This is a genomic window from Thermoproteus thermophilus (assembly GCF_055392855.1).
In genome coordinates, this window is the sequence record NZ_AP042466.1 from 1,595,532 (window position 1) to 1,619,362 (window position 23,831).

Here is a 23,831-nt window from a genome sequence, read left to right on the forward strand (position 1 = left end):
TCGATATCCTAATATGCGGACCAAGTTGCTCTACCAAGAGGACAGCTACATAAGGGAGTTCGAGGCTACCGTCTTGGACGTGTTCGGCAACAAGGTCGTCTTGGACAAAACGGCCTTCCACGACGGGGAGGGCGGCGTGCAGGCCGACACGGGCTATCTAGAGGCCTCCGGAGTTAGATATAAGGCCAAGGCGGGCAGAGAGGGGGGCGAAGTGGTCCACGTCATAGAGGGCGGGCACTCGTTGAAGCCCGGCGACGTGGTCAAGGGCGTGATAGACTGGGAGCCCCGCTATCGCAAGATGAGGCTCCACACGGCCGCCCATATGCTCTCCGCAGTGCTATATAAGAAGTACAACGCCTTAATAACGGGCGGCGACATAACCCCCGAGTACGCCAGAGACGATTTCAGCATAGAGGGCGATATGAGCCAAGTGAGGAGGGCTTTCGAGGAGGCCGTGGCCGAGGTGAACGAGCTGGCGGCACGGGGGATAGAGGTCAAGGTCTACTGGCTGCCGAGGGAGGAGGCGCTCAAGATACCGGGCATCACGAAGTTGGCGGAGAGGGCCCCTCCAGATCTCCCAGTCCTCAGAATAGTCGAGATACCGGGCGTGGATATCCAAGCAGACGGAGGCCCCCACGTGAAGAACACAGCCGAGATAGGGCAGATCAAGATACTCAAGATAGAGAACAGAGGGAGGAACAAGAAACGGATCTATTACACGGTCTAGAGCACTAGCCTCTCGGGCTCGAGGCATCTATTTTTGGCGAGCGCGTTGCTGGGCACCTCGACGCCCCCGAAGAGCTCCGCCTTGCCCTCGCCTAATACCAACGCGGCGGCCAACCTCCCGATGGCGTCGGCCTTCATGATACCGCTGCCGCTGGTCCCCGCCGCCACGTAGAGCCCATCGGCCAACTTGTCGACGACGGGCGTCTCGTCGACTACGTTCTCGTCGTAGTAGCCGTGCCAGGCGTTGTGCGGAGTCTTGCCCTCGAAGGCCGGTATGTATTTGCTGAGGACTGGGTATATGCCGTAACGCCATAGCCCCTCCTCCACGCCCGTCTCCTCGAAGCCGAAGGGCCTCCTATCGGCGAGGCCTATCCAGAAATTGCCCTCATCGGGCTCCGGCCTCACGTAGATCCCCTTGGGCAAGATCAAGAAGGGCATGGCGCCCTCCCCCGTGAGCGAGTCGTCGTAAAGCATACGCCTCAAGTCGCCCTCGGCCCTCACCACGAAGACTTGCCTCTTCCTAGGCCTTAGGGGAAGGCCGTACCCGAGCGACGCGGCCAAGTCGCCGGTCCACGCGCCGGTGGCCAACACCACCGCGTCGGCCTCCACGTCGCCCAACGTGGTCGCCACGCCCTTGACCTCGTAGTCCTGCCACGCGAAGGGCTCGCCGGGTATCCCCAAAGGCCTCTTGGGCTTTAGGATCAGCCCGGTGACCTTCGCCCCATACGCCGTCCGTCCGCCCATCTTCAAGAACTGCTCCTCGTAGTACCTCAACACCTTCTCGGGGTCTAGAATACCGGCGTCTCTTATCAACACTCCGGCCTCTATGTCTTGAAGGCCCATCTCCTTGGCCTCCTCGTCGTCGGCTACCTTGGCCCTCACGCCGCGGGGAGGCTCGACGAACTCTATGGATAGCCCCATCGCCTTCAACTCGTTGACGACGGGCTTCAGCGTCCTGACCTCCTCCTCTCCGGCGAGGAAGAGATACCCGACGAACCTCATGGACAAGTTGTAGCCGCTCTTCTGCACGTTCTTGTAGAAATCCACTGTGGTCTTGGCCAAGAGCCTGTTAAGGCGCGATGTAAATATGGTCCTAAAGGCCGCGGCCGATCTGCCCGTATCGCCCATGCCCGCCCCCGACATCATGTCCACGACCAACACGTCGGCCGAGGGCGCGGACCTCTTGATGTGATAGGCCGTGGACAAGCCCACGATGCCTGCGCCGACTACGACGACCTTCATGGAATTCGGGATAAATAGACCTATATATCTATAGGCCGCCGAACGGCGAATATACTTTTATAGTAGATACAAATCTATTACGTGGAGCAACTAACTCCATTGAACATACTAAAGGAGAGGGGGTATAGACTGACCCCGCAAAGAATGGAGGTCTTAAAGTTAGTGCTCGAGAAGCTCGAGAGGAGGGAACACCCCACCTTCAACGATATCTTGAACGAGGTTAAGTCCAAGATGCCCAGCATCAGCGCTAGCACTGTCTACAACATCTTGAAGTTGCTGGAGGACAACGGCGTGTTGATCTCGTTCGAACACAACGGAAGGACCTATTACGACAAGGTCGAGCCGCATATAAACGTGGTGTGTATCGACGACAACAAGGTGATCGACATACACAACGATAGGGTGCTCGAGGAGTTGAAAAACGCTGGCGTTACGCCCATATCTATCGTGGTCAAGGCCGTTTGCGGCGCCTCGCCGCGCGCCGAAGGCCCTAAAGCTTAGTGTTCGACGACAGCGTGATGAGGTATACCGCGCCGCGGATGGGTGAGGGATAGAATCCACAGCTGAAAATTAAATACCGGGGGAATAGTCATGTCCCTCAAATTCGAGGTTATCGAAGTGCCCATCCCGGAGGGGGCTAACGTGATAATAGGCCACGCGCACTTCATAAAGACCGTCGAGGATCTATACGAGGCGTTGGTCAACAGCGTCCCCGGCGTGAAGTTCGGCCTAGCCTTCTGCGAGGCCTCGGGCAAGAGGCTGGTGAGGCATGAGGGCAATGACGATGAGTTGCGGAAGTTGGCGATAGACGTGGCCTTGAAAATAGGCGCCGGCCACACCTTCGTGATCTACATAAGAAACGCCTATCCCATAAACGTCTTGAACGCGATAAAACACGTGCCGGAGGTCGTCAGGATATACGCAGCCACGGCGAATCCGCTCATGGTGATCGTCGCCGAGGTACAGCCCGAGAGGCGCGGCGTTATAGGCGTCGTCGACGGCCACTCGCCGCTGGGAGTCGAGGGCGATAAGGATAGGGAGGAGAGGAAGGCCTTCCTCCGGAAGATAGGCTATAAACTATAGGCGAAGAAAGAGTTTAAGCAGAACATCGCGCGGGGCTTGTGGAGTTTTTATCCAGAGTATTCGGCGATCCCGAGAGGGAGATAGTCTACGTCAAGACGGAGAGGCCTGAGGCGATAGAGGCTTGTTGCGACGTGGATGCGGTCGTGAGGGCCGAGGTGGCGGAGGCCCTTAAAAAAGCCGGCGTGACGAGGCTCTACCAATTCCAGTTCGACGCCATACAGAGCATAAGGGCGGGCAAGGACACAGTAATCATAGCGGGCACGGGCACCGGCAAGACCGAGGCTTTTTTGGCCCCCATCCTCGAGGAGAGCCTAGACGCGTTGAGGGCGCCGGTCGCTCTGATCATGTACCCCACCAAGGCGCTCGCGAGGGATCAATTGGCGCGGGTGAGGGCGCTCGCGGACAAGTTAGGGGTAAGGGCTATGGCCTACGACGGCGATACTCCCCCCAAGGAGAGGAGGTTGTTGTACCAGAACCCGCCGCATATATTAGTGACGAACCCCGACATGGTGAGCCAAGCGTTGATGTACGTGCCCAAGTTCCGCCAACTGCTTTCCCGCGTCAGATACGTAGTCCTCGACGACTTCCACGTCTACAACGGAGTCCTCGGCAGCCATATGTACTATCTCTTGAAAAGGCTGGGCCGTTTCGCGAGGCCCCAATACGTCGCCACGTCGGCCACTCTGGGAAACCCGGCCGAGTTCGCCAAGCTCTTGCTCGACAGAGACGCGAACGTAGTGCAAGGGCCTAGGGGGAGAAGGGGCGAGTTAGTCCAAGTGCTTCTACGCCCTCGTTTTAGGTCCAAGTGGGCCGAGGCCGCCTCCTTGGCCGCGTTGTGCATAGACTCGGACACCAAGTGCATAGTCTTCACGGACAGCCACAAGTACAGCGAGATGATCTATAGAGCTTTGAAGTTGCGCGGATACGGGGATAGGGCCGCGGTGCATAGGGCCGGGCTCACGGCAGAGGAGAGGGGCAGAGTAGAGGAGGCATTCCGGAGGGGGGATCTCGACGTGGTGATAGCCACGCCCACGCTGGAGCTCGGCATAGACATCGGCGATGTGGACGCGGCTATCTTGGCCTCGGTGCCGCCGACGTTTAACAGATATCTCCAGAGAGTCGGCCGCGTGGGCAGAAGGGGGCAGACAGGCTACGTCTTGCAGATCCTCGGCAACGATCCTATTTCCAACTACTACAAGAACAACCCCCTGGATTTCTTCGAGCGAGGGCCGGAGCCGCTCGGGCTCGAGCGGGAAAACGACGAGGTCGCGGCGTTGCATTTGTTGGCCATGGCTCTGGATAGGCCCATAAGGGAGGGCGAGCTCGGCGGATACTTGGACGTCTTGCTCAGACGACTGCGCGCAGAGGGCTATTTGGAGAGGGCGGGGAGGTTCTACAAGATCACCAAGAGGGGGCGCGAGAGGCTCTCGGAGCTATCTCTTAGGGGGAGCCCGCAAGTGGTGCGGATAAAGACGACGGACGGGAGGACTGTGGGGCATAGGGAACTGCCCTTGGCCTTGTACGAGCTACACCCCGAGGCCATCTACATACACGGGGGAATTTCCTATTTGGTCAAATCGCTCGACTTGGACAAGAAGGTCGCCTACGTGGAGCCCATAGACGCTGAGGACCTCTCCACGCAAGCCTTGGAGGACATGGAGCCCCGTCTGGAGGAGGTCGTCGAGGAGGGGCGAGTGGAGGGCGTGCCGTATCAGTTCGGGAGGTTGAGGATACGAGTGACGGTGTACGGCTATGCCCTAAAACGCTTCACCACCGACGAGACGCTCGGCGAATATCCCATAGACCCGATCTCGTACGAGTTCTCCACTAAGGGCGTAGTCCTCTACATGCCGACTCTGAGGTTTAGCCCCAACGACGTCGTGGATTGGGAGGAGAGGGCAAAGGGATATCACGCGGCGGAGCACGTGATAATATCGGCGTCGGAGATAGCTGTCGGCGCGTCCAAGACCGACCTGGGCGGCATAAGCTACCCCGACGGCGTCATAGTCATCTACGACTCGCATATAGGCGGCAACGGGACCTCCCGCCTCTTATTGCGCCATTTCAGGACCGCGTTGGAGATAGCCTTGAAGATAGTAAAGGGCTGTGATTGCGTAGATGGATGCCCCAAATGCGTCTTCTCGCCGTATTGCGGCAACAACAACAAGATGTTGTCCAGGCGCAATGCGGCGAGGATCTTAGAGGCGGTGTTGAGGGGCGGGGCCGCTCCCTCGATCGTCGGCGAGGTGCCCAAAAGCAAGGGGATCGTCTAGCCTATCCAGACGAGGCCCTCCTCGTCGATTTGCTCCCTCCCCTTGCCGGTCTTGACCGAGTTGGCCTTATGCGTTAGGCGTAGGTCCTCCGCGGCCTCTAGGGCGAGCTCTGGGACGTAGAGATCGGCGCCTAGGGGATCGGCCAAGCTCACGCCGCGCTTGTTCTTGTACCTCCACACCGCGCTGTTTATCTTCCTCACCAACGCGAATAACGAGACATCGCCTTTCCACTCCTCGGGCGGGTCCTCTATCCTCTCCTTGTGTATGGATTTCCCGTAGAGCTCGCGCCATATTTTGTCGGTCACAAAGGGCATCACAGGCGCGAGCAACTTTAAGCTGTACTTGAGCACTGCGTATAAAGCGTATATAGCTCCGTTTTGCTCCTCCTTCGAGAACACGCCCTCTCTATTATACGCTCTGGATTTAACAGTCTCTATGTAGTGGTCCGCGAACTCGTGCCAGATGAAGTCGTATAGAGTCAACGCCGGCACGTACACGTCGAAATCGCTATAGGCCTTTATGACGACGTGCCCCACCTCGTACGCCCTCGCCAAGATGGACTTATCTATCGGCATCAGCTTATACGAGGAGGGCTCCTCGAACGAGGAGACGAACCTAGCTATGTTCCATATCTTAGTGACGAAGTCGCGGCCCTCCCTTATCAACGACTCGAGGTAGCGGTAATCGCTGCCCAGCTTGGCCGCGGCGGCGGCCCAGAAACGCACTGCGTCGCCTCCGTATTTCTGGACGGGGGGCAACGGATCGATTATGTTGCCCTTGGATTTATGCATGGCCTCTCCCCTCTCGTCGAGGCCCATGCCGCTGATGCGGACGTACTTGAACGGCACGTTGCCGTGCAACAAGAAAGCTCTCAGAAGAGAGTAGTAAAGCCACGTCCTTATTATCTCGTAGCCTTGCGGGCGTAGTATTTTATCGGGATATACCCGCTCGAAGATGCCTAGGCCTTTGGTGTACCCAGCCGCGTACATCCAGCTTATGGACGAGTCGAACCAAGTGTCCAACACCCTCGTGTCGCCCACTAGCTCCCCGTCTGGGCACTTGGCCTTGACCTCGGGCGGCGGCTCGTCGCGCCACGGCCTATAGTAGCGCCCGCCCTCGGGAACTATGGGCGTCATCTCGTCGCCTTTCTTGCAGTACCAGAGCGGCACCTCGGTGGCGTAGTAACGACGCCGCGATATCGGCCAGTCGAGCTCCAAGGACTTTATCCAGTCCTTTAACATGTTCTTGAACTCGGGCGGTCTGAACTCCATCTTGTCCGCCAGCTCCAGCAGTTTGTCCTTGAACCTGAGCTGGTGGACGAACAGCTCCCTAGTCGTGATTATCTCGAGGGGCGTCCCGCAACGCCAACAGACGGGGACCGTGTGGTGCAACGGCTCCCTCTTAACCACGAGGCCCTCCTTGGCGAGGTCCTCGACGATCTTGGCCCTGGCCTCCTTGATGGATAGGCCGGCGTAGGGTCCCTCCTTGATCCTGCCCCTATCGTCCACCACGACCTTGACGGGCAACTTCAGCTCGTTGACTATGGCCAAATCGCGCGTGTCGCCGAATGTGGAGATCATCACGAGGCCAGTCCCGAAATTGGGATTAGCCGCGGGGTGGGGCAAGATCGGGACTTCTTGCCACAACGGCGGCACGAGCGCGTGTAGGCCCTCCAGCCTTTTGTACCTCCCATCGGCGGGGTTGAATATGACCGCGACGGTGGCCGGCAAGAGCTCGGGGCGCGTCGTGGCGATCACGATGTCCTCGCCCGTTTCCTTGACCTTGAACTTTATGTAGTTCAAATAGGTGTCCTCCTCCTTGTACTCCACCTCGGCCTCTGCCAACGCCGTGCGGCAACGAGGACACCAGAGGGTCGGCCTCTCGGCCTCGTATATTAAGCCCCTCCTCCACAACTCGATGAAGGTCCTCTGGGTCATGACGCGGTACTCCTCGCTGTCGGTGCCCTTATCCCAATAGGTGAACGTCATTCCCCACCTCCTGAAGATGGAGACGAACTCCCTCTCCAAGGCGTCGAGCTCCGCCTTGCACATTTCGAGGAACTTCTCGCGGGGCACCTCGTGGGCGTTTATGCCGTATTTCTTCTCGACTTGCACCTCGACAGGTAGGCCGTTGCGGTCGAGGTAGAATGGGAATATCACGTTGAAACCCCTCATCCTGTAGAACCTAGCCACCATGTCTATCTGGGCGTAATGGGCGGCGCCTCCTATATGCGGACGGCCCGAGGGGTAGGGCGGCGGCGTGTCGATCACGAGGAAGTCGCCGTCTGGGTTGATCCTAATGGCGAAGAGCCCTTCCCTCTCCCAAATCCTTATCAGCTCCTCCTCCCATTCTTGACTCCATCTAGCCTCCTTGAGCTTGGGCACGGGGGATGTGGTTGACCACGTTTTTAATGTGAACCCGCCGAGTTCTGAATTTTTAAGCCCAATTCGGGGACATCCACATGGCTGTCTTGGAGGTGAGGGATCTACACGTGGCGGTCGACGGGAAGAGGATACTCAAAGGGGTATCCTTGGCGGTGAGGTCGGGGGAAGTAGTGGCGTTGATGGGCCCCAACGGGTCGGGGAAGTCGACGTTGTTCCAGACCATAGCGGGCAATCCGCGTTATCAAATCGTAGAGGGCGATGTGTTGCTCGACGGCGTGTCCATCAAGGACATGGCGCCGGAGGAGCGCTTCGCCAAGGGGGTCTTCGTGGGTTTCCAATCTCCCGTGTCGATCCCCGAAGTGCGCTTCGCCTTCTTGATACAAGCAATGTTGAACAAGAAGGCCGGGAAAAAGCTAGGCGACGCCAATCCGAGAATAGCCGAGGCGTACAAGCTGGCCGGAGAGCTTGGGCTGAGGCACGACGTGTTTAACAGAGGGGTTGGCGCGGGCTTTAGCGGCGGCGAGTTCAAGAGGGCCGAGGTGTTGTTGGCCCTCTTGGCCAAGCCGTCCATAGCCGTGTTGGACGAGCCCGACTCTGGCCTCGACGTAGACGGAATGGCGGCGATAAGCAAGGCCCTTCTGAGGCTGGCCGAGTGGGGTTCGGGGATCTTGTTGTCGACCCACTACGCGAGGATACTCAAGTTCTTGGAGCCGAATAGGGTATACGTAATGTACGACGGGCGGTTGGTCCTCGAGGGGGGTCCCGAGATTGTCAAGAAGGTCGAGGAAGTAGGCTACGAGAAGCTCTTCAAGGAGGTCGGGATAGCTTAGCGATTTCCCAAATACCCTTTAGTCGTACAATTCGGGAGATATATAAATCGGAGACGAAGAGATCACATGGAACAAGAGCTCGCAAACGTCCGCGGAGTGATCGGCGAGAGCGAGCGCGTGCCGGAGCTCTTAGGAGTGGCCAAGCCGGTGCCCCGCGCGGTGGAGTTGAAGGGCAGAATAACCAAGGATATGGTCGAGGAGATCAGCAAGCTGAAGGGAGAGCCCGACTGGATGCGCAGGCTGAGGCTGAGGATGTTGGAGCTCTTCGAGAAGCTCCCCATGCCGAGATGGGTTAGAGGCGTCGGCGAGATAGACCTCGAGGCCTTGGTCCACTACGCGAAGCCCCAGGCCCAGACCGCCAGGAGCTGGGACGAGCTGCCTAAGGAGATAAGGGAGTATTACGAGAAGCTGGGCTTGCCGGAGGTTGAGGCCAAGGCCCTTCTGGGGCTAGCCACTCAATTCGATAGCGAGATAGTCTACTTCAACTTCAAGCGCAAACTGGAGGAGAAAGGAGTCATAATGCTCCCCATGGAGGAGGCCGTCAAGAAATACCCCGACTTGGTGAAGCAGTATTTCATGAGGGTGTTCCCCGCCGAGCATAAATTCGCCGCACTGCACGGGGCTCTCTGGTCGGGAGGGACCTTCATCTACGTGCCCCCTGGCGTTAGGATAGAGCAACCGTTGGAGACCTTCTTCTTGATAGGCGGCTCCTTGGAGAGCCAAATGGAGCACAGCATAGTGGTGGCCGATAAGGGCGCCCAAGTACACTGGATAGAGGCTTGCTCGGCGCCCAGGCTCCTCAAGTACAGCTTCCACAACGGCATGGTGGAGGGCTACGCCCACGAGGGGGCGGACCTCAGGATAACCACGGTCCAGAACTGGTCGCGCGATATAATTAACTTCAACAACAAGAGGGCGGTCGCGGAGGCCCGCGCTCACGTGCAGTGGGTAGAGGGCAGCATCGGGAGCAAGACCACCTATACGTTCCCCTCGACTATATTGAAGGGCGAGGGGGCGTCTACCGAGATATACGGAATAACCGCGGCCAACGGGGGGCTCTGGAAGGAGAACGGGGCGAAGGTATGGCACCTCGCCCCCGATACTAAAAGCAGGGTCGTTAACAAGAGCATCTCGGCCAACGGCGGCACCTCGGTCTATAGAGGGATGGTGTACGTGGCCAAGGGCGCTAAGTACGCGAGGAGCCACGTCCAGTGCGACGCCTTGGTGCTCGACGGCGAGTCGGCCAACATAACTATACCCCACGACCAAGTGTTCGAGGAGACCGCCGTCGTCACCCACGAGGCGACGGCCAGCAGGATCTCGGAGGAGAAATTGATGTACTTAAGGGCCAGAGGCCTCACGGAGGACGAGGCCAAGGCGTCCGTGGTGCTCGGCTTCGTGTCGGACGTGGTGAAGGACTTACCATTCGAATACGCGGTGGTGTTACAACGCGTCCTAGAGCTCGAGTTCTCGAAGCTGGGCAGAGTCGGCTGAGCAATATTTTAATAGCGCGGCATTATCACATGGCCCAAACGACAGCCTTTAAGCTCTGCGAGGGCGCCGTCGTGGGCCTCGAGTGCCCGCCCAGGAACTCCTCAGCGCTTTTGAGGCGCGGGGTGGAGCTCGTGGAGAAATACGGCATTAGCCGCTACGACATAGTGGGCGTCCTCGTGGCCCTCGGCGCCGATCCGGGAGAGGCTAAGAGGGCGTTGGGCCTCAGAATAAGCGGCAACATAAAGAGGCCTGTGCAGACCTTTTACGAAAGGTATAGGCAAAAGCTAGGCGAGGAGGGGGTCTTGAAGATCCTCTTGGAGCTCTACGAGGCCGCTGGCGGCGAGTGCCTCTGCCCCGTAGGCCCCATAGTGCCTCTGGGCCCCGACAGATACATCGTACAGAGGCCGTCGGGGATCTACTTATGCGAGGCGGGCTCGTGCAAGGAGATCGCCCCTGAGCCCATAACGCTCTACGACCACCCTCAAGGATGCCAGATATACAACCCGGCCTTACAGATAGTGGGACAGCCCGTGGCGCTCGTCGCGAGCCAAATAAAAACGCTCAAGGTCGCCGAGCCTGACCTAGTGGCGAAGTACTTGTTGCCCGCCCTATGCCGCGATCTGCGCGGAGTCGATCTAGGCGCGTTTGAATTCTTCTAGGTGAAGCCTAAATACACAATTTCCCCCGCTCTCGTGGATATAGGCATAATTAGACCCTACGAGGTGGAGTTCCACCCGGGCGACGTGGCCGACTTGGAGGAGGCCATAACGGAGAGGGGGCATCGACCCGTCAGGATCTACGTCGACATGTTGGAGGTGAGGCTCGGGAAGGGGATAGAAATATATCAAGGAATTGGGAGAAGCGAGCCGGTCAAGGTCGAGGTGCCCGGCGCCGTCTTGAGGCATCTGGGCATATTCAGGGACTTCGAGCAGTTCTCGTACCGAGTCTTCGCGGCGAGGGCCTTGGAGTTGGCGGGGACGTTCGTCGTGAACCCCGTGATGGGCTGGCTTGTGGCTAGCGACAAGATGGCCAGCGCCATGTTGCTAGTCAAGGCGGGCCTCCCCGTCCCTCCCACCATAGTCAGCGAGAACATGTTCTCGGCCTATAGGGCGGTCTCGTCTTTCGGCCGCTCGGTCGTGAAGCCGCTCAGAGGCAGCATGGGCTACGGCGTGTTCAAGCTCGAGGACCCCGACGTCGCCATGCACGTGTTCTCCATGTTGACCAACCTCAACAAGCCGTTCTACGTGCAGCGCTACGTCGAGAAGAACGGCGGTGATTACAGAGTCGTCGTAGTCGGCGGGAGGGCGATCGGGGCCGAGTTCAGGAGGGCCGAGGGCTGGAAGTCCAACGTAGCGCAAGGCGCTAAGCCGGAGCCCGCTAGGCTGAACAAGGAGTTGGAGGAGCTAGCCGTCAAGGCCGTCGAGGCCCTCGGCCTAGAATACGGAGGGGTCGACATAGCCGAGACCAAGGAGGGGTATTACGTCTTCGAGGTCAATCCGACTATGTCGTGGCAGGGCTTCAAGGCGGCGACGGGGATCAACCCGGCTAAACACATAGTGGACCACCTCGTAGAGAAGATCAAGAGGTGATCAGTCCGTCGCGAGCACGCCATATACGGCGCGAATTGATACCCGTCATCACCGTTGATGGCCGAGGTCTCGATATTTAAGCGTTTGGCGGCCTACGCCTTATAGACGTCGCGGTCCTTCTCGCCGATTTGACGGTGCCTCTGACCTTGACCGTTCTACACCCCTCCATTAGGGCCACGAGGGCCCTGGCCCTTTGGACCAGCCCTCTCGGCACCCCTATTACTACCACGTCGTCGTACACGCCCACTACGTCGAACTTGAGCACCTTGTACTTCATGCCGAATACCGCGATGAACAACTCGCTTAAGTCGTTGAGGCACGTTAAGGCGTCGTCAGCTCTAATGATGAGGTACCTATACATGGGACACCAGAAGGTCGACGAGCGCGTTGAGCCCGTTCCTGAGGGGGCGCCTCCAAGAGCTATCGCCGGTCAACTCCACGAGCAAGCTCTCGACGTCCAAGGGCGACTTGACGTCGCTCGGCGATTCGACGGGAGTGGCGAACAGGGTATTGTCGGGCTCCAGCACCTCGAGCCACTCTGCGAGGAGCTCCAAGTCCTTCAACAACGGCTTCAGCTTTACTTCTATGTACTTGCCCATCTTCAAGGAGGTCTTCACTTGATCTCTTGTGAGGACCTCGCGCGGGTTCACCGATAGGATCTGGACGTCCTCCTTGTGGACCAATACGTTGAACTTGGACCTATTCGGCACGTCGGCAACGCCCACGTCGACGCCCCTGACCACCGGCGCGATCTTCTGGGTGACTACGCCGCGTCTGACCAATGCAACCCTCACCCCCACTTCCCATAGGAGGTCCTCGGCCGAGGGATCGCGTAGGTCCCACTCCACGAACCCTCTCCTTATCCTAATTACATCCGCCACCTCTCACCCTTATCCTGACCACGTCGTCGGAGCTCGAGGGGGTCACCACGCCCTTGACCAGTTTCTGTTTGTCGAGCCTTATGTACCACTCCCGCTCTTGTCCCGGCGGGGGTTGAACGTGGGGACATAGCTTCTCCAACAACCGCCGGCAGTCGTCCAGAAACGCCGTGATCAAATAGATAGGGTTCCCGTAATGGCCCTCCAGCGCTTGGATGACGTAGGGGAGATCCCCGAAGAAGGACCTAAGCGCTTCTACAACCCTATCTAAATCCTCGGTGGCGTGCACTAAGACCTCTATCTCCGCAAAGCATCTCACCCTTTATCCTGGGACTTCAGCTTGGGGAGGAGCGTCTCGCGTAGTTTCTCTATCAGCTTCTTCTGCCTCTGTCTAAGCCTCCTGGCCTTCCATCTGCGTTTGGCCTCCCTGCCCACTATGCCCGCGTAATCCGGATCGTTCCTTATTGTCGGGGCGTTGGGGTCTATCATTATCACCTCGAAGTATCTGTACATGCCGTCGTCGGCAACCCAGTAGCTGCCCAAGACTTCTAGGTTGGGGAAACGCTTGGCGGCCCTCTCCTCGGCTACTTGTTGCCAGCTCTTCCACAAGGTTATCCCGTACACGCCCATGCGTTTAGGCCTCCTACCCGAGTCGGGCCTCCTCCTGTTGAAGGGCCCTCTCCTGAGCCTAACCCTCACGACCACCACGCCTTGTTTGGCCTTGTAGCCCAAGGCTCTGGCCTTGTTGAGCCTAGTGGGCTTGTCCACTCTGACGATGGCCGGCTCCTTGCGCCATTTTATCAGCCTCTCCCGCATGACCTTCTCCTCGACCTCTCTGCCCTCCTTGGAGTACCACATCGCCATGTAGGCGTACGCGGATTTGGCCATCGCGCTAGAGCACTACGGCGTTTTTATATTTTCCCATGCCGGCGCCTCATGAAGCGCATGAGGTGCCCGAGCGACGCTATGTTCAACGCCCCTCTCTCGGCCCCCAAGTCGTAGAGGTAGAAGTACTCGTCGAGTCTAAGCGCGTTGTACAAGCGGAGGGCGTTCTCGAAATAACGCCGCTCGCCCTTGAGCAGTACGTACTTAGTCCTCCCCGCCTCGCCGTAGACCCACGCCGTTATGCCGCCCGCGGCGACCCGAGAGATCTTCCCCGAGGCCTCCATCCCTATGCCCATGAAAAAGACGTCGCGCCCCACCGCGTATTCCAGCTTGAGGGCCCTGGGCCGCGGGCCAAGCCCTTTAATTTCCTTGAAAATATCGGCGGCTAGGTATACCCTCTCGAGAGCCCGCATCGGCCTATAGGGCTTTCCCGACGAGCTGTCGACTGCCCTACAGAGCGTATACGGCGCGCCCTCGTATTCGCGGATCTTCACCTCGACGCGTTTGAACGCGCTGGTCTTCTCCACCGGCAACCCCACGAGATCCGGCGCGGGCAAGCCTCTGGAAAACGAGAGCGTGGCGGAGAGCCAGGGATCGCCCTCTACATACACCGCCTCCTCTCCTCTGTAGAGCTCCAAGTCCATCTCGACGTCGCAGGAGTCGACCACTACGTCGAACTTATCCTGATCGGCCGACTCGACGAACTCCACGAATAAGAGGTCCTCGAGGAAGCGCCTCCTCATGAAGAGGTTGGGGGGAGGTACGTCGTAAATGTAGACGTCCCCAGGCCTCGTCGTCTGGACCACGACTCGGTCGCCCGATTTGGCGAAGAGATATGCCAAATACGCCGAGCCGGGTTCGAGTCCCCTTATTAGGACCTTGCGATTTGTCCAACCCACGGCTTTCTGGGCAACGGCCCGTGCGCCTTCTCGGCGTCCTCTATGGCGTATAGGCGGCAGTCCTCGCCCTTGGGCACCTTAGTGCAGAAATCCCTATGGAGCGCGGGCAAGTCCTCCCACACGAGCCTCGTCAGGGTGGGCCAGAGGTCCCACGCGTGGGCGAGCATTTGCCAGCATACGTGTCTTATCTCCGCCTGGGCGGTCGAGGCGCAACGCAGGGGGACGAAGTTGAACAAGAGCTCCCTGGCGTTCATCTGGACCGCGAACTTCACGGCCGCGGCGTTGGGGAGAACCATGCGGGCGTACTCGGGGCGGAAGGACTCCCGCAACTTGAGGTAGTCCTCGTAGGCCCTCCTCAAGACGTCCTCGGGGAACCCGCTCGGCACCACGAATCTGATCTCCCTCTTCGCATAATCCACATAACGTTGCGACTCGGCCCAGTAGGAGGCCATGCGGTGTCTGATGAACTGCGTGTGGCAAGCGCGGGAGCACTCCACCAGGAACTGCGCGCCCATGAACTCGAAGACCGACCAATGGCCCTGCCTATAAAACGCCGATATCCTCTTGGCGACAAGCTCGGGAGTCTGGGCCTTCAAGGCCTCCTCGAAGGGGACGCCGCGGTATAGCGCGTCTGCGAAGGCCGAGACCAACTCCTCCGAGCCCCAACGGCCTATGAGGACCGCCGACGGCCTCACGAACTTCACGTAGTGTCCAGACTCCCAATAAAAAACAGCTCGCATATCACTTTTATACTAGCTTCGAGGAGCCGTCGTGTCCATCGTTTGTCCCGTCTGTAACCTCCCCGAATGGGAGGCGATGCCGCCGCCGCATACTTACAGGCATAAAGGGCCGGAGAACACCGTGATGATAGCCCGTTGTAAACACTGCGGCACTGTGTTCTACATCTTCAGGACTCGGCTGGATACGTACACTATCCAGATAGAGAGGGCCGAGAAAAAACACGGAGGAATTCCCCATATACAATGATTTGCGACTCTTGCGGCAAAAGGCCTGCGCAGTTCTTTCGCCGGACTAGCGGCGAGAGGCTCTGCCTCCAGTGTCTGTTCAAGTCTATAGAGGAGAAGGTATGGCGCACTATACGGGACGAGAGGATGATAGAGCCGGGCGATAGAGTGGCGATAGCCATATCGGGCGGCAAGGATAGCTTAGTGCTCTTGGACTTATTGGGACGGCTCAAGGAGAAGGGGCGCTTAAAGGGCGTGGAGCTCGAGGCCTTCACCATCAACGAGGGCCATCCCTATAGCTGTTTCTACCGCATGTCGAGGGCTGATTTCGTGAGGGCCCTCGCGGAGCGCTACGGCATAACGTACTCAGTCTACACCTTCAAGGAGGTGTTCGGATACTCGGCTCTCGAGGTCGCCGAGGGCCTCTCGAAAAGGGGCGTAGAAATCCACATGTGCACTATCGACGGCGTGTTGCGCAGAAGGGCCATGAACTTAATAGGGAAGAGGCGCGGTTGGACCAAGATAGCCACAGCGCATAACCTCGACGACGAGGCGCAGACAGTTTTGTTGAACGTGCTCATGGGGAACTTGAAGAGGTTCGCTTGGTTCGACCTAGAGGGCGCCGAGGAGAAGGACCTAATAAGGCGCATAAAACCATTGAAGTATATAAGAGAGGAGGAGATAGCCGTTTATGCGCACTACCGCGGTATTCCTCTAATGGAGCTGGAGTGCCCGTACGTCTACAACAACCCCAGATACAGCCTCAAGTTCACGCTGGCGGAGCTCGAGGAGAGGATCCCCCACGTTAAGTACAACTTAGTGAGCTTTGGCAAACGGCTGGGCGAGCTGCTCAAGGCCGAGGGCGGCTATAGGAGGTGTAAATACTGCGGGGCCCTCTCGGCGAGAGACGTCTGCAGGACTTGCGAGATCTTCGAAAAGGCCGGCCTCCTAGAGGGCTATCTCAGACATCAAGCTATCTGGAGCCTGACGCAACCCCCCTCGTCCACCAGCCTGTAGCCTCTGTTGGAGATCGACGAAATGAACGTGTCTATGTAGCGCCTAAACAACGGATAGACGGTCCTGCAGTATTTTATATTGACCGCGTTGTTGTTGCTGTTGTCCTCTTGGACCGTGGCTAGGCCCCTCAACTGCACTACGTAGGCCGCCTCGCGTAGCTCCTCCAAGTCGCCGTCTTGGAGGGCCGACTTGACTATCTCGGCGTCTCTCTTGGCCATGTCCAGCGCTATTCTGTCTAGATCGGAGAGCTTCGCCACGAAGTCCCTCTCGATGGCCACCGCCGGCTCGTTGTTTATCACGTGGGTGATCCACCTGGGGACGAAGATCCTCCTGGAGGAGACCCTGTAGTGGATCTTCTTCACGAAGGCAAACATGCCGAGCCTCTTGGGGAGCTCCTCGAGGTCTTGCTCGTCCACCGAGGTCACGTCCACTATGAAGTGCATCTTGGTCCGCCCCGAGTCTAGGGCTATGTTCAATATATTGGCGTTGCTGTCGGCGAATACGTTCGAGAGGGCGGCCAAGATGCCCGGCTGGTCGAAGTTTAGCTCCACGAGGTATTCGCCTATCTTGCCGCCTAAGTTGTTGATAATGAGGTAGATCTCGCGGTTCAGCATCGCTCAGCATTACGCCTTATTTAAAAACTTATCCCCGGACAGAGGGCGGGCGCCCGCGGGAATATGTTTAAATCATTTATGCGGTTCGAGAATGGTGATCGGGGCTGGGTTGCGGAAGGGCTTCGCCCGATGTCGACTTAGGAGCCAGGTGACTAAATAGGGCTATATAACTTTAATAGAAGTAGTTCGGTAAATACATGCCGCCCAAATGGCATTGGCCCCAGATAGATCCCGATAAGGTGCCCTTAATTAGGGTGGAGCCCCCGGGGCCCAAGGCGCTTGATATCGTCAAAAGGGATGAGTCGGTCTTGATGCAGTCCTTCGTGCGGTGGTATCCCTTAGTCATAGCGAGGGGCTACGGCCCCGTGGTTGAGGACGTCGACGGGAACTTGTACATAGACTACAACGCCGGCATCGCCGTCACGGCGACCGGCCACGCCCATCCCAAGGTCGTCGAGGCAATAAAACGACAAGCCGAGCTCTTCTTGCACTACTCCCTCACCGATTTCTACTACGAGATAGCAGTCAGTTTGGCCGAGAGGCTCGTCTCGATAGCCCCCATATCGGGGCGAAAGAAGGTCTTCTTCACCAACAGCGGGACCGAGTCGATAGAAGGCGTCGTCAAAATAGCGCGGGGCTACTTTAAGGGGCAAAGGCCTTATATAATAGCGTTTTACGGGGCCTTTCACGGGAGGACCTACGCCTCGATGTCGTTGAGCGCCTCTAAGCCGATCCACAGAAAGTACTTCTCGCCCGCGATGCCTAACGTCGTCCATGTGCCGTATCCCCACCCTGTCCACTGCCCCTTTAAGGCCAAGGACCCCGAGGAGTGCGGACAGTACGCCCTCGAGTTCATCGAGGAGTGGGTCTTCAAGAGGCTGGTGAGCCCCGACGAAGTGGCCGCCGTGTTGATAGAGCCGATACAAGGCGAGGGGGGCTATGTGGTCCCGCCGCGAGGCTTTATGAGAGGGCTACGCGAGCTGACCAAGGAGCACGGGATCCTCCTAGCCGTCGACGAGGTGCAGACCGGCTTCGGCAGGACCGGCCGTTGGTTCGCCGTGGAGCACTTTGGCGTGGAGCCCGACATAATCGCGACGGCGAAGGCCATAGCGTCGGGGCTGCCCATGGGCGCCATAATAGGGAGGGAGGAGGTCATGTCGTTGCCCAAGGGATCCCACGCCAATACTTTCGGCGGAAATCCCGTGGCCGCCGCGGCTGCCTTGGCGACGTTGGACGTCATAGAGGAGGAGGGCTTATTGGAGCACGCGTCGCGCTTGGGCGATGAGATCAAGAGGGCGTTGTCCGAGGAGCTCAAGGGAAGGCACGACGTCAGAGGTCTGGGGCTTATGATCGGCGTCGAGCTACTAGACGAGGGCGGGAAACCCGCAAAGAACTTGGAGGAGGTCCTCGTCAAGAGCTTCAAACGCGGCTTGGCGGTGATAGGGGCCGGCTTCTCCACTATCAGGATAGCCCCTCCGTTGGTGATTCCTAGAGATATGGCGTTAAAGGGGGTCGATATATTGCTAGGAGTTCTTAAGGCTCGCTAACGCCTTTTTCCTCTTCACGACGTCTTCGAGGTACCACTCCAAGACGAGGTCCTCCTCGTCCGCTATGAGCAAGGCGGCCTCGTACGCCTCGTCCCACGTCTCGGTCTCGTACACCACCTCCCAGCCGAGCTCTTCGACATCCGAGGGGCGGCCCGTCACTAGGACCCTGCCCCCCTTCCTGTCCACCAACACCCAGTACATGTAAATATACCGATGTTGCTTTTAAAAACAACATTTTAAATCATTCGGACATAAAAACGGCCATCTCTTAAATTTAATAAAAATCAATCGTATAATATAATATATGTTTATATTAGTCTCACTGATATTGATACTGGATATATATATACAATATAATACGAGTATTGTTACTCTTTTTGTGTATTATAAGTGTAGTATCCATCAGCGCTAGCTTATATCTTCTCGGATTCGACGGTTATTTATTGGTTTCTTCGCCGTCCATCAGCACAGCTCGGCGCGTTGGACTCTTGACATCGAGAAGTTATAGCAGACCCTCGCACTACGTTGGGTATCCCCTTCCGAGCGGCGAGCCGGCGCGAATGGAAGTTTAATTGGATGCTTTTCCGGCGGTCGTCCTCTATTATAGCCGTATCCGCGATCGTGTCCTGGAACTCGTCACAATCGCAGATCTTGCGCGCCGCGAGGCTTGCCGTCGTCGCAGTCAGCCCATATCGCCGCGCCAGTAAGGCGATGGCGTACGTTAAGGCGTTGATGGACGCGGCGTACACGAGCTCGATGGGGTTGAACAACTCGGCACCCTATCTACGTAATTAATCGCAGAGATAAGGGCCCTCCCAAAGACGGGGCTTGCCCAGCGCGAGCCACGCCGGCCGTCTGAATGGGCTGAGGCCGTTGGCTCCCGGTCTTAACCGACGATGTGGGGCTCTCTGCTGCGTGTTTTGAAACTTAATAACGCCGGCGCTGCGAACCTAATCGATGGTCGTCGAGGTTCAAGTCAAGGACAAGACTGGCTTCATAATCCTTAATAGGCCCGAGAGGTTAAACGCTCTCGATAAGCCCTCCTGGTCGTCCTTGGGCAATGCCGTGAAGGCCTTGTGCGGCGACTCGGGGGTTGATGCCGTAGTAATCACCGGGATCGGCAGGGCGTTCTCGTCAGGCGACGACATATACGCCATGTACGAGTTAAGGAGTGTGGAGGAGGCTGAGGAATTCTTCAACACCTTGTACTCGGCCGTGGAGGCCGTTGTGGATTGCGAAAAGCCCGTAATATGCGCGGTCAACGGGCTGGCATACGGCGGCGGCATGGAATTGCTGTTGTTCTGCGACGTGGTGATAGCCGCAGAGGGCGCGTCGTTCGCAGTGCCGGAGGGCAGGCTGGGCTTGATACCGCCGATGATGATAACGATCGGGTCCAAGGCCTTGGGCTTTAGGCTTGTGAGGAGGCTCTCCATAACGGGGGACCCTATAAGCGCCGTGGAGGCCAAGGAATTAGGCATTGTGGACTACGTAGTGCCCGGAGATAAGCTCATGGAAAAGGTCGAAGAGGTGGTTAACAGCATAAGGAGAACGAGCCCCAGCTCGATAAGGATCATTAAGGAGTGGACCAAGCCTAACAAGGAGGCCTTGAGGACGGCGATCAGAGAATTAACCCTAATGTCGATAGCCCAAGACGCCAAGAGGAGGATGTCGGAGTTCATCGAGGAGAGGCGGAGGCGTAAGCACAATGAGACCATTTAACCTTTGGGTTGATCGGGTTAAGCTCGGTTCTGCTCGGCGTAGGCCCTATGCCCCACGCGAAGTCCATGACGCAGAGCGTGAGGCTTATGCGCGGGTTTCGTCGGCTTGCCTATCGCTTAAGCGCGGGCGCTTACTCGCTCGACTTCAATTGGGAGCGCGCCGCCAAGCAGCCGCCGAACAGGGCTAGCCACCTGGCTGTATGCGCAACCCTACTAACAGCATGCTACTCCTCATCGTTATCGTCATAATATTTCAGCGCGCGTGTTAAGCTGCGCTTATGGGTTTTCATAAACGCGGTGAGCCTACATTGCTTCACCATCCTCACGATCTTCAATCCCCTATATCCTCTTGACGGACGCGTCCATGAATTCGACTGGAGTCCAGAGACTCGATGCCTTAATAGTGCCCCGGCCGGGATTTGAACCCGGGTCACGGGCTCTTTCCGGCATTGCCGCGAGAGGCCCGCATCCTTGGCCGGGCTAAACGACCGGTTGGGGTGCCAGTCCACGGCCCCCGACGTCGCCCGGCCAGCCCCTCCGGGGCCTTGTCGGAGGATTCATAACGGGTATATATCCTTTTCCCCGCTAAGCGCGACACGAGGAGGCTGCGCGTTGCTCGCAAGCGGGTCGCCGCGCTTAGCGGATTCGTCGACAACAGAACGAGCAACGTTGGTGCCCCGGCCGGGATTTGAAATCCCGAGGCCTTCGCCTTCCCGGGTCCTGGGCTCTCCTCGGCGCGGCCGCGAAAGGCCCATATCCTTGACCGGGCTAGACGACCGGGGCCTCGGCGATAACTGCCCCGATCTATAAAAGCATTTCTCGGCGTAAAGCCGATCTGCCGCTCGGAGCGCTTCGACGATTTCCGTCGGCAAGCGCGCCGAGCGTGACGGCCGGAGGGCCGCGCATAAGTTGCCGGCGTTTTTCGCCGAGGCCGTAGCCCTCGCCAGTAGAGTTTATATAAAGCACCATGTGAGGCCGATGTGTGGGACGAGTTCGTCAGACGCGAGATAATCAAGTTCGGCGATTTTAAGCTCTCGAGCGGGGGGTATAGCCCCTACTATGTGGATTTAAGGCAAGTACTCGCGTATCCCGATCTACTGAGGTGGGTGGTCGCCAAGTACGGCAATTTGCTCAATGACGTCGATTTCGACGTGATAGCAGGCGTGGCGACCGGCGGCATACCCTACGCCTCGATACTAGGCTTCAACATGTTCAAGCCCATAGCGTACGTGAGGGAGGAGAGGAAGTGGTACGGCGCTAGGAAGGAGGTAGAGGGGGCCATATGGATGGGGGCCCGCGTCGTCGTCGTGGACGACGTGATAACCACAGGCGAGTCCTTGGTGAGCGCTATAGACAAGCTCAAAGAGGCCGGCGCTAAGGTCGTGGCGGCCGCCGTCTTCTTGGACAGACAGCAATGCGGCGTGCGGAGAGTCGAGGGGACGACGGGCGTGCCCGTGAAGGCCGTATATAGGATACTCGACGTCCTGGAGGAGATCAAGGACTTGATAGGGCTTGCTAGATACCGCCAAGTGAAGGAGTACGTGGAGAGCTTCAAGTGTTGATCGCAGATATCTTAGAGAGGATACCTCCCGAGGTGACTAGGCGTTTGGGCAAGGCCCTTTTCGCCGTGCCGTTGCCTCGTTGCGGTAAGAGGACTAGCTGGAGGATAGGCGGGGTGGAGACCAACGGGCCTGTGGGCATTGCCGCCGGCCTCGACAAGGAGGGGCTATACACGAGGGCCTTGTCCTATTTCTGTCCAGGCTTCATAGTCGTCGGCTCCACCACGGCGAGGCCCAGGAGGGGTAACAAGCCTCCGCTCGCGGCTAGGCTGAGGCCGCGTTCCTTGATCAACGCCATGGGCCTCCCGAGCCCCGGCCTGCCGGTGGTCATCTCGAGGATCTCAGGCGTCGACTACCCGTTGTTCGTGAGCGTGGCCGGCTTCACCGCGGAGGAGCTCTTGGCGCAGATACGTTACGTGGAGAGGCACGGGCACAACGTACTCGCTGTAGAGGTCAACTTGTCCAGCCCGACCTATAAGGGCTTATGGGATCGGGCGGCGCCGTTGCTCGAGTCCAAGAAGCCCCTCTTCATCAAGGTGGGGCCCTCGTCGGAACTCAAGGCGTTTTTCGAATTGGCTAAAAAGAGAGGATACGGATTGGTGATCACGAATACCTTGCCCGCGGCGGACCCGCACCTGGGCGCCGGGATGGGAGGCGTAAGCGGCCTTTGGCTCTACCCCCTCATGACGAGAATGCTCGAGAAAGCCAGGTCGTATTTAGGCAAAGACGTCCCCATAATAGCCGTCGGCGGCGTGATGAGCTGTAAACAAGCGAGGGCGGTCCTAAAATTCGCCGACGCCGTCGAGGTGTTGACCGGCATACTCTACTACGGCCCCCAGCTAGTCGGACTGCTGAACGCCTGCGCCGCGGCTGCCAGATCCGCCCTGTAGCGGTCTACGTGGGACAAACTCAAAAAAAGACGTGCATGCGCCCATTCATGAGCCTCGAAGTTCTGACCAAGGCGTTTGGCGTGTCGGGCTTCGAGGAGGACGTGAGGAGGAGGATATTGGAGGCCGTGGGCGGGGCCGAAGTTGACGACTTCGGCAACGTGTTGGTCGGCGGCAAGTCGGGCGTGGCCTTCGTGGCGCATATGGACGAGGTAGGCCTTCTGGTGACCTCCGTCGAGGACGACGGGAGGCTCAAGTTCAGGAAAGTGGGCGGCGTGGACGACAAAATACTCCCCGGCTCGCGCGTGGTCCTATACGGCGAGGGGGTCAGAGTCGAGGGCGTGATAGGCGTTCAACCCCCTCACTTCCAACAACAGCAACAACAGACCTCTTGGCAAGACCTCTATATAGACATAGGCGCTACCTCTAGGCAAGAGGCGGAGTCCATGGGCGTAACGCCCATGATGCCCGCCGCGTTTAAGAGGGAGTACGCCGAGATGGGCCGTTTCGTCTCGGCAACCGCCATAGACGATAGAGCCGGCTGTTGGGCATTGATAGAGGCCTACAAGAGAGGCGTCGACGCGACCTTCGTCTGGACGGTGCAAGAGGAGGTTGGCCTAATGGGAGCCAGGGCCTTGGCGAGCAGATCCAACGTGCGGAGCGCGATAATAATCGACACCATGGCGTGTTGCCACCCCAACTTCACGGGCGGCGTTAAGCCCGGCAATGGCCCCGTTATTAGGATCTTCGACAACTACGGCGCTTATAACAACAAGTTGGCCAAGAAAGTATTGGAGGTGGCTAAGAAGAGGGGCATCCCTGTTCAGATAGGCGCAGGCGGCGGGGGGACGGACGCCGCTGCCTTCTTCGTATCAGGAATTCCGGCGGTGTCCATCGGCATATTGAGCAAGTACTCGCACTCCCCTGTCGAGATGGCCCACAAAGATGATCTAAAATACGCCGTGGAGCTCATAGCAGCGCTCGCCGAGGAGCTCCAGCGTATTTGAGTGAGCCGTAGCGTTTTGCAGACGACTGGAGGAGTGGGCCCGCCGGGATTCGAACCCGGGATCTCCCGCGCTCCTAAGCCCTTTAAGCGCGGGCGCCGTGTAAGGCGGGCTTTAGGGAACAGCGTTCAATCCTAGCCGCTAGACTACGGGCCCCCACGGGTCTTGAACAAGCGGGGTTTAAGTTTTTCCTCCGCGATCCCGCGCGGCGATTGGCTCTACGAAAATCGTTTTTTA

The 23,831-nt window shown here is 58.2% G+C and carries 26 protein-coding genes and 3 tRNA genes; 16 read left to right on the plus strand and 13 right to left on the minus strand.

Going from position 1 to position 23,831, the window contains the following annotated elements; all coding sequences use genetic code 11:
• Nucleotides 1-13: 13 nt before the first annotated feature.
• Nucleotides 14-727, plus strand: coding sequence for an alanyl-tRNA editing protein AlaXM (gene alaXM / locus ACZ5PA_RS09220; RefSeq protein WP_464930046.1), 714 nt, complete (start codon nt 14-16; stop codon nt 725-727).
• On the opposite strand, the gene ACZ5PA_RS09225 is transcribed toward alaXM, so the two are convergent.
• Entirely contained in the window at nt 724-1,968 is a 1,245-nt protein-coding gene (locus tag ACZ5PA_RS09225) for an NAD(P)/FAD-dependent oxidoreductase (RefSeq protein ID WP_464930047.1), read from the minus strand. The genes alaXM and ACZ5PA_RS09225 overlap by 4 nt on opposite strands.
• 81 nt (nt 1,969-2,049) lie before the next feature.
• Here ACZ5PA_RS09225 and ACZ5PA_RS09230 point away from each other — a divergent pair, with 81 nt between their 5' ends.
• From ACZ5PA_RS09230 to ACZ5PA_RS09240, 3 genes are all read left to right on the plus strand, one after another.
• Entirely contained in the window at nt 2,050-2,469 is a 420-nt protein-coding gene (locus ACZ5PA_RS09230; protein WP_464930048.1) for a Fur family transcriptional regulator, read from the plus strand.
• Nucleotides 2,470-2,559: 90 nt separating this feature from the next.
• Nucleotides 2,560-3,051 (plus strand): adenosine-specific kinase, encoded by a 492-nt coding sequence (locus ACZ5PA_RS09235; RefSeq protein ID WP_464930049.1) that lies wholly within the window; start codon nt 2,560-2,562, stop codon nt 3,049-3,051.
• A 38-nt stretch (nt 3,052-3,089) separates the two neighbouring features.
• Nucleotides 3,090-5,324 (plus strand): DEAD/DEAH box helicase, encoded by a 2,235-nt coding sequence (locus ACZ5PA_RS09240; RefSeq protein ID WP_464930050.1) that lies wholly within the window; start codon nt 3,090-3,092, stop codon nt 5,322-5,324.
• On the opposite strand, the gene ACZ5PA_RS09245 is transcribed toward ACZ5PA_RS09240, so the two are convergent.
• Nucleotides 5,321-7,708 (minus strand): valine--tRNA ligase, encoded by a 2,388-nt coding sequence (locus tag ACZ5PA_RS09245; protein ID WP_464930051.1) that lies wholly within the window; start codon nt 7,706-7,708, stop codon nt 5,321-5,323. The genes ACZ5PA_RS09240 and ACZ5PA_RS09245 overlap by 4 nt on opposite strands.
• Nucleotides 7,709-7,785: 77 nt before the next feature.
• Between ACZ5PA_RS09245 and sufC the strand changes: the two genes are divergently transcribed.
• The 4 genes from sufC (at nt 7,786) to ACZ5PA_RS09265 (ending at nt 11,621) form a co-directional block, all read left to right on the plus strand.
• Nucleotides 7,786-8,538, plus strand: coding sequence for a Fe-S cluster assembly ATPase SufC (gene sufC, locus ACZ5PA_RS09250; protein WP_464930052.1), 753 nt, complete (start codon nt 7,786-7,788; stop codon nt 8,536-8,538).
• Between the two features lie 66 nt (nt 8,539-8,604).
• On the plus strand, nt 8,605-10,032 hold the full coding sequence (sufB, locus tag ACZ5PA_RS09255) for a Fe-S cluster assembly protein SufB (RefSeq protein WP_464930053.1): 1,428 nt from the start codon (nt 8,605-8,607) through the stop codon (nt 10,030-10,032).
• A 29-nt stretch (nt 10,033-10,061) separates the two neighbouring features.
• Nucleotides 10,062-10,691, plus strand: coding sequence for a hypothetical protein (locus ACZ5PA_RS09260; protein WP_464930054.1), 630 nt, complete (start codon nt 10,062-10,064; stop codon nt 10,689-10,691).
• A 33-nt stretch (nt 10,692-10,724) separates the two neighbouring features.
• A complete protein-coding gene (locus ACZ5PA_RS09265) occupies nt 10,725-11,621 on the plus strand; it encodes an ATP-grasp domain-containing protein (RefSeq protein WP_464930055.1) in 897 nt (298 codons plus the stop codon).
• Nucleotides 11,622-11,697: 76 nt separating this feature from the next.
• Here the strand turns inward: ACZ5PA_RS09265 and ACZ5PA_RS09270 are convergent, their stop codons facing one another.
• From ACZ5PA_RS09270 to thyX, 6 genes are read right to left on the minus strand one after another with little or no spacing between them, the layout of a single operon-like run.
• Entirely contained in the window at nt 11,698-11,982 is a 285-nt protein-coding gene (locus ACZ5PA_RS09270) for a hypothetical protein (protein WP_464930056.1), read from the minus strand.
• Nucleotides 11,975-12,502 (minus strand): hypothetical protein, encoded by a 528-nt coding sequence (locus tag ACZ5PA_RS09275; RefSeq protein WP_464930057.1) that lies wholly within the window; start codon nt 12,500-12,502, stop codon nt 11,975-11,977. The genes ACZ5PA_RS09270 and ACZ5PA_RS09275 overlap by 8 nt, the downstream gene beginning before the upstream one ends.
• Nucleotides 12,486-12,818, minus strand: a complete 333-nt coding sequence (locus ACZ5PA_RS09280; RefSeq protein ID WP_464930058.1) for an RNA-binding domain-containing protein — start codon at nt 12,816-12,818, stop codon at nt 12,486-12,488. The genes ACZ5PA_RS09275 and ACZ5PA_RS09280 overlap by 17 nt, the downstream gene beginning before the upstream one ends.
• The gene (locus ACZ5PA_RS09285) at nt 12,815-13,387 is read right to left on the minus strand and encodes a 50S ribosomal protein L15e (RefSeq protein WP_464930059.1); all 573 of its coding nucleotides are present in this window, start codon (nt 13,385-13,387) and stop codon (nt 12,815-12,817) included. Before ACZ5PA_RS09285 ends, ACZ5PA_RS09280 begins: the two co-directional genes overlap by 4 nt.
• A 23-nt stretch (nt 13,388-13,410) precedes the next feature.
• Complete coding sequence (locus tag ACZ5PA_RS09290) at nt 13,411-14,283, minus strand: hypothetical protein (RefSeq protein WP_464930060.1); 873 nt, start codon at nt 14,281-14,283, stop codon at nt 13,411-13,413.
• Nucleotides 14,256-14,987: an FAD-dependent thymidylate synthase gene (thyX, locus tag ACZ5PA_RS09295; protein ID WP_464930061.1), complete on the minus strand. Its 732-nt coding sequence runs from the start codon at nt 14,985-14,987 to the stop codon at nt 14,256-14,258. The genes ACZ5PA_RS09290 and thyX overlap by 28 nt, the downstream gene beginning before the upstream one ends.
• A 67-nt stretch (nt 14,988-15,054) precedes the next feature.
• Here thyX and ACZ5PA_RS09300 point away from each other — a divergent pair, with 67 nt between their 5' ends.
• Both ACZ5PA_RS09300 and ACZ5PA_RS09305 read left to right on the plus strand, forming a co-directional pair.
• Nucleotides 15,055-15,270, plus strand: coding sequence for a hypothetical protein (locus ACZ5PA_RS09300; RefSeq protein ID WP_464931280.1), 216 nt, complete (start codon nt 15,055-15,057; stop codon nt 15,268-15,270).
• Entirely contained in the window at nt 15,267-16,265 is a 999-nt protein-coding gene (locus tag ACZ5PA_RS09305) for a TIGR00269 family protein (protein WP_464930062.1), read from the plus strand. The genes ACZ5PA_RS09300 and ACZ5PA_RS09305 overlap by 4 nt, the downstream gene beginning before the upstream one ends.
• Here ACZ5PA_RS09305 and ACZ5PA_RS09310 read toward each other — a convergent pair.
• A complete protein-coding gene (locus ACZ5PA_RS09310; protein ID WP_464930063.1) occupies nt 16,217-16,879 on the minus strand; it encodes an ACT domain-containing protein in 663 nt (220 codons plus the stop codon). The two genes, ACZ5PA_RS09305 and ACZ5PA_RS09310, sit on opposite strands and share 49 nt — an antisense overlap.
• A gap of 197 nt (nt 16,880-17,076) precedes the next feature.
• Here ACZ5PA_RS09310 and ACZ5PA_RS09315 point away from each other — a divergent pair, with 197 nt between their 5' ends.
• Nucleotides 17,077-18,426 (plus strand): acetyl ornithine aminotransferase family protein, encoded by a 1,350-nt coding sequence (locus ACZ5PA_RS09315; protein ID WP_464930064.1) that lies wholly within the window; start codon nt 17,077-17,079, stop codon nt 18,424-18,426.
• Here the strand turns inward: ACZ5PA_RS09315 and ACZ5PA_RS09320 are convergent.
• On the minus strand, nt 18,403-18,627 hold the full coding sequence (locus tag ACZ5PA_RS09320) for a hypothetical protein (RefSeq protein ID WP_464930065.1): 225 nt from the start codon (nt 18,625-18,627) through the stop codon (nt 18,403-18,405). The genes ACZ5PA_RS09315 and ACZ5PA_RS09320 overlap by 24 nt on opposite strands.
• A 420-nt stretch (nt 18,628-19,047) precedes the next feature.
• Here ACZ5PA_RS09320 and ACZ5PA_RS09325 point away from each other — a divergent pair, with 420 nt between their 5' ends.
• Nucleotides 19,048-19,221 carry a hypothetical protein gene (locus ACZ5PA_RS09325; protein ID WP_464930066.1) on the plus strand — a complete coding sequence of 58 codons (174 nt, stop codon included), beginning with the start codon at nt 19,048-19,050 and terminating at the stop codon, nt 19,219-19,221.
• 162 nt (nt 19,222-19,383) lie between these two features.
• Entirely contained in the window at nt 19,384-20,145 is a 762-nt protein-coding gene (locus tag ACZ5PA_RS09330) for an enoyl-CoA hydratase/isomerase family protein (protein WP_464930067.1), read from the plus strand.
• Nucleotides 20,146-20,548: 403 nt separating this feature from the next.
• Here the strand turns inward: ACZ5PA_RS09330 and ACZ5PA_RS09335 are convergent.
• Both ACZ5PA_RS09335 and ACZ5PA_RS09340 read right to left on the minus strand, forming a co-directional pair.
• Nucleotides 20,549-20,637: transfer RNA gene (locus ACZ5PA_RS09335), tRNA-Glu, on the minus strand.
• Between the two features lie 177 nt (nt 20,638-20,814).
• Nucleotides 20,815-20,927: transfer RNA gene (locus ACZ5PA_RS09340), tRNA-Glu, on the minus strand.
• Nucleotides 20,928-21,124: 197 nt separating this feature from the next.
• Between ACZ5PA_RS09340 and pyrE the strand changes: the two genes are divergently transcribed.
• The 3 genes from pyrE to ACZ5PA_RS09355 are packed head-to-tail and all read left to right on the plus strand — an operon-like array spanning nt 21,125 to nt 23,597.
• Nucleotides 21,125-21,706 (plus strand): orotate phosphoribosyltransferase, encoded by a 582-nt coding sequence (gene pyrE / locus ACZ5PA_RS09345; protein WP_464930068.1) that lies wholly within the window; start codon nt 21,125-21,127, stop codon nt 21,704-21,706.
• Nucleotides 21,700-22,593, plus strand: a complete 894-nt coding sequence (locus ACZ5PA_RS09350; RefSeq protein WP_464930069.1) for a beta/alpha barrel domain-containing protein — start codon at nt 21,700-21,702, stop codon at nt 22,591-22,593. Before pyrE ends, ACZ5PA_RS09350 begins: the two co-directional genes overlap by 7 nt.
• 47 nt (nt 22,594-22,640) lie before the next feature.
• Nucleotides 22,641-23,597: a M42 family metallopeptidase gene (locus ACZ5PA_RS09355; RefSeq protein WP_464930070.1), complete on the plus strand. Its 957-nt coding sequence runs from the start codon at nt 22,641-22,643 to the stop codon at nt 23,595-23,597.
• A 34-nt stretch (nt 23,598-23,631) separates the two neighbouring features.
• Here the strand turns inward: ACZ5PA_RS09355 and ACZ5PA_RS09360 are convergent.
• A tRNA-Val gene (locus tag ACZ5PA_RS09360) sits at nt 23,632-23,750 on the minus strand.
• Nucleotides 23,751-23,831 lie beyond the last annotated feature (81 nt).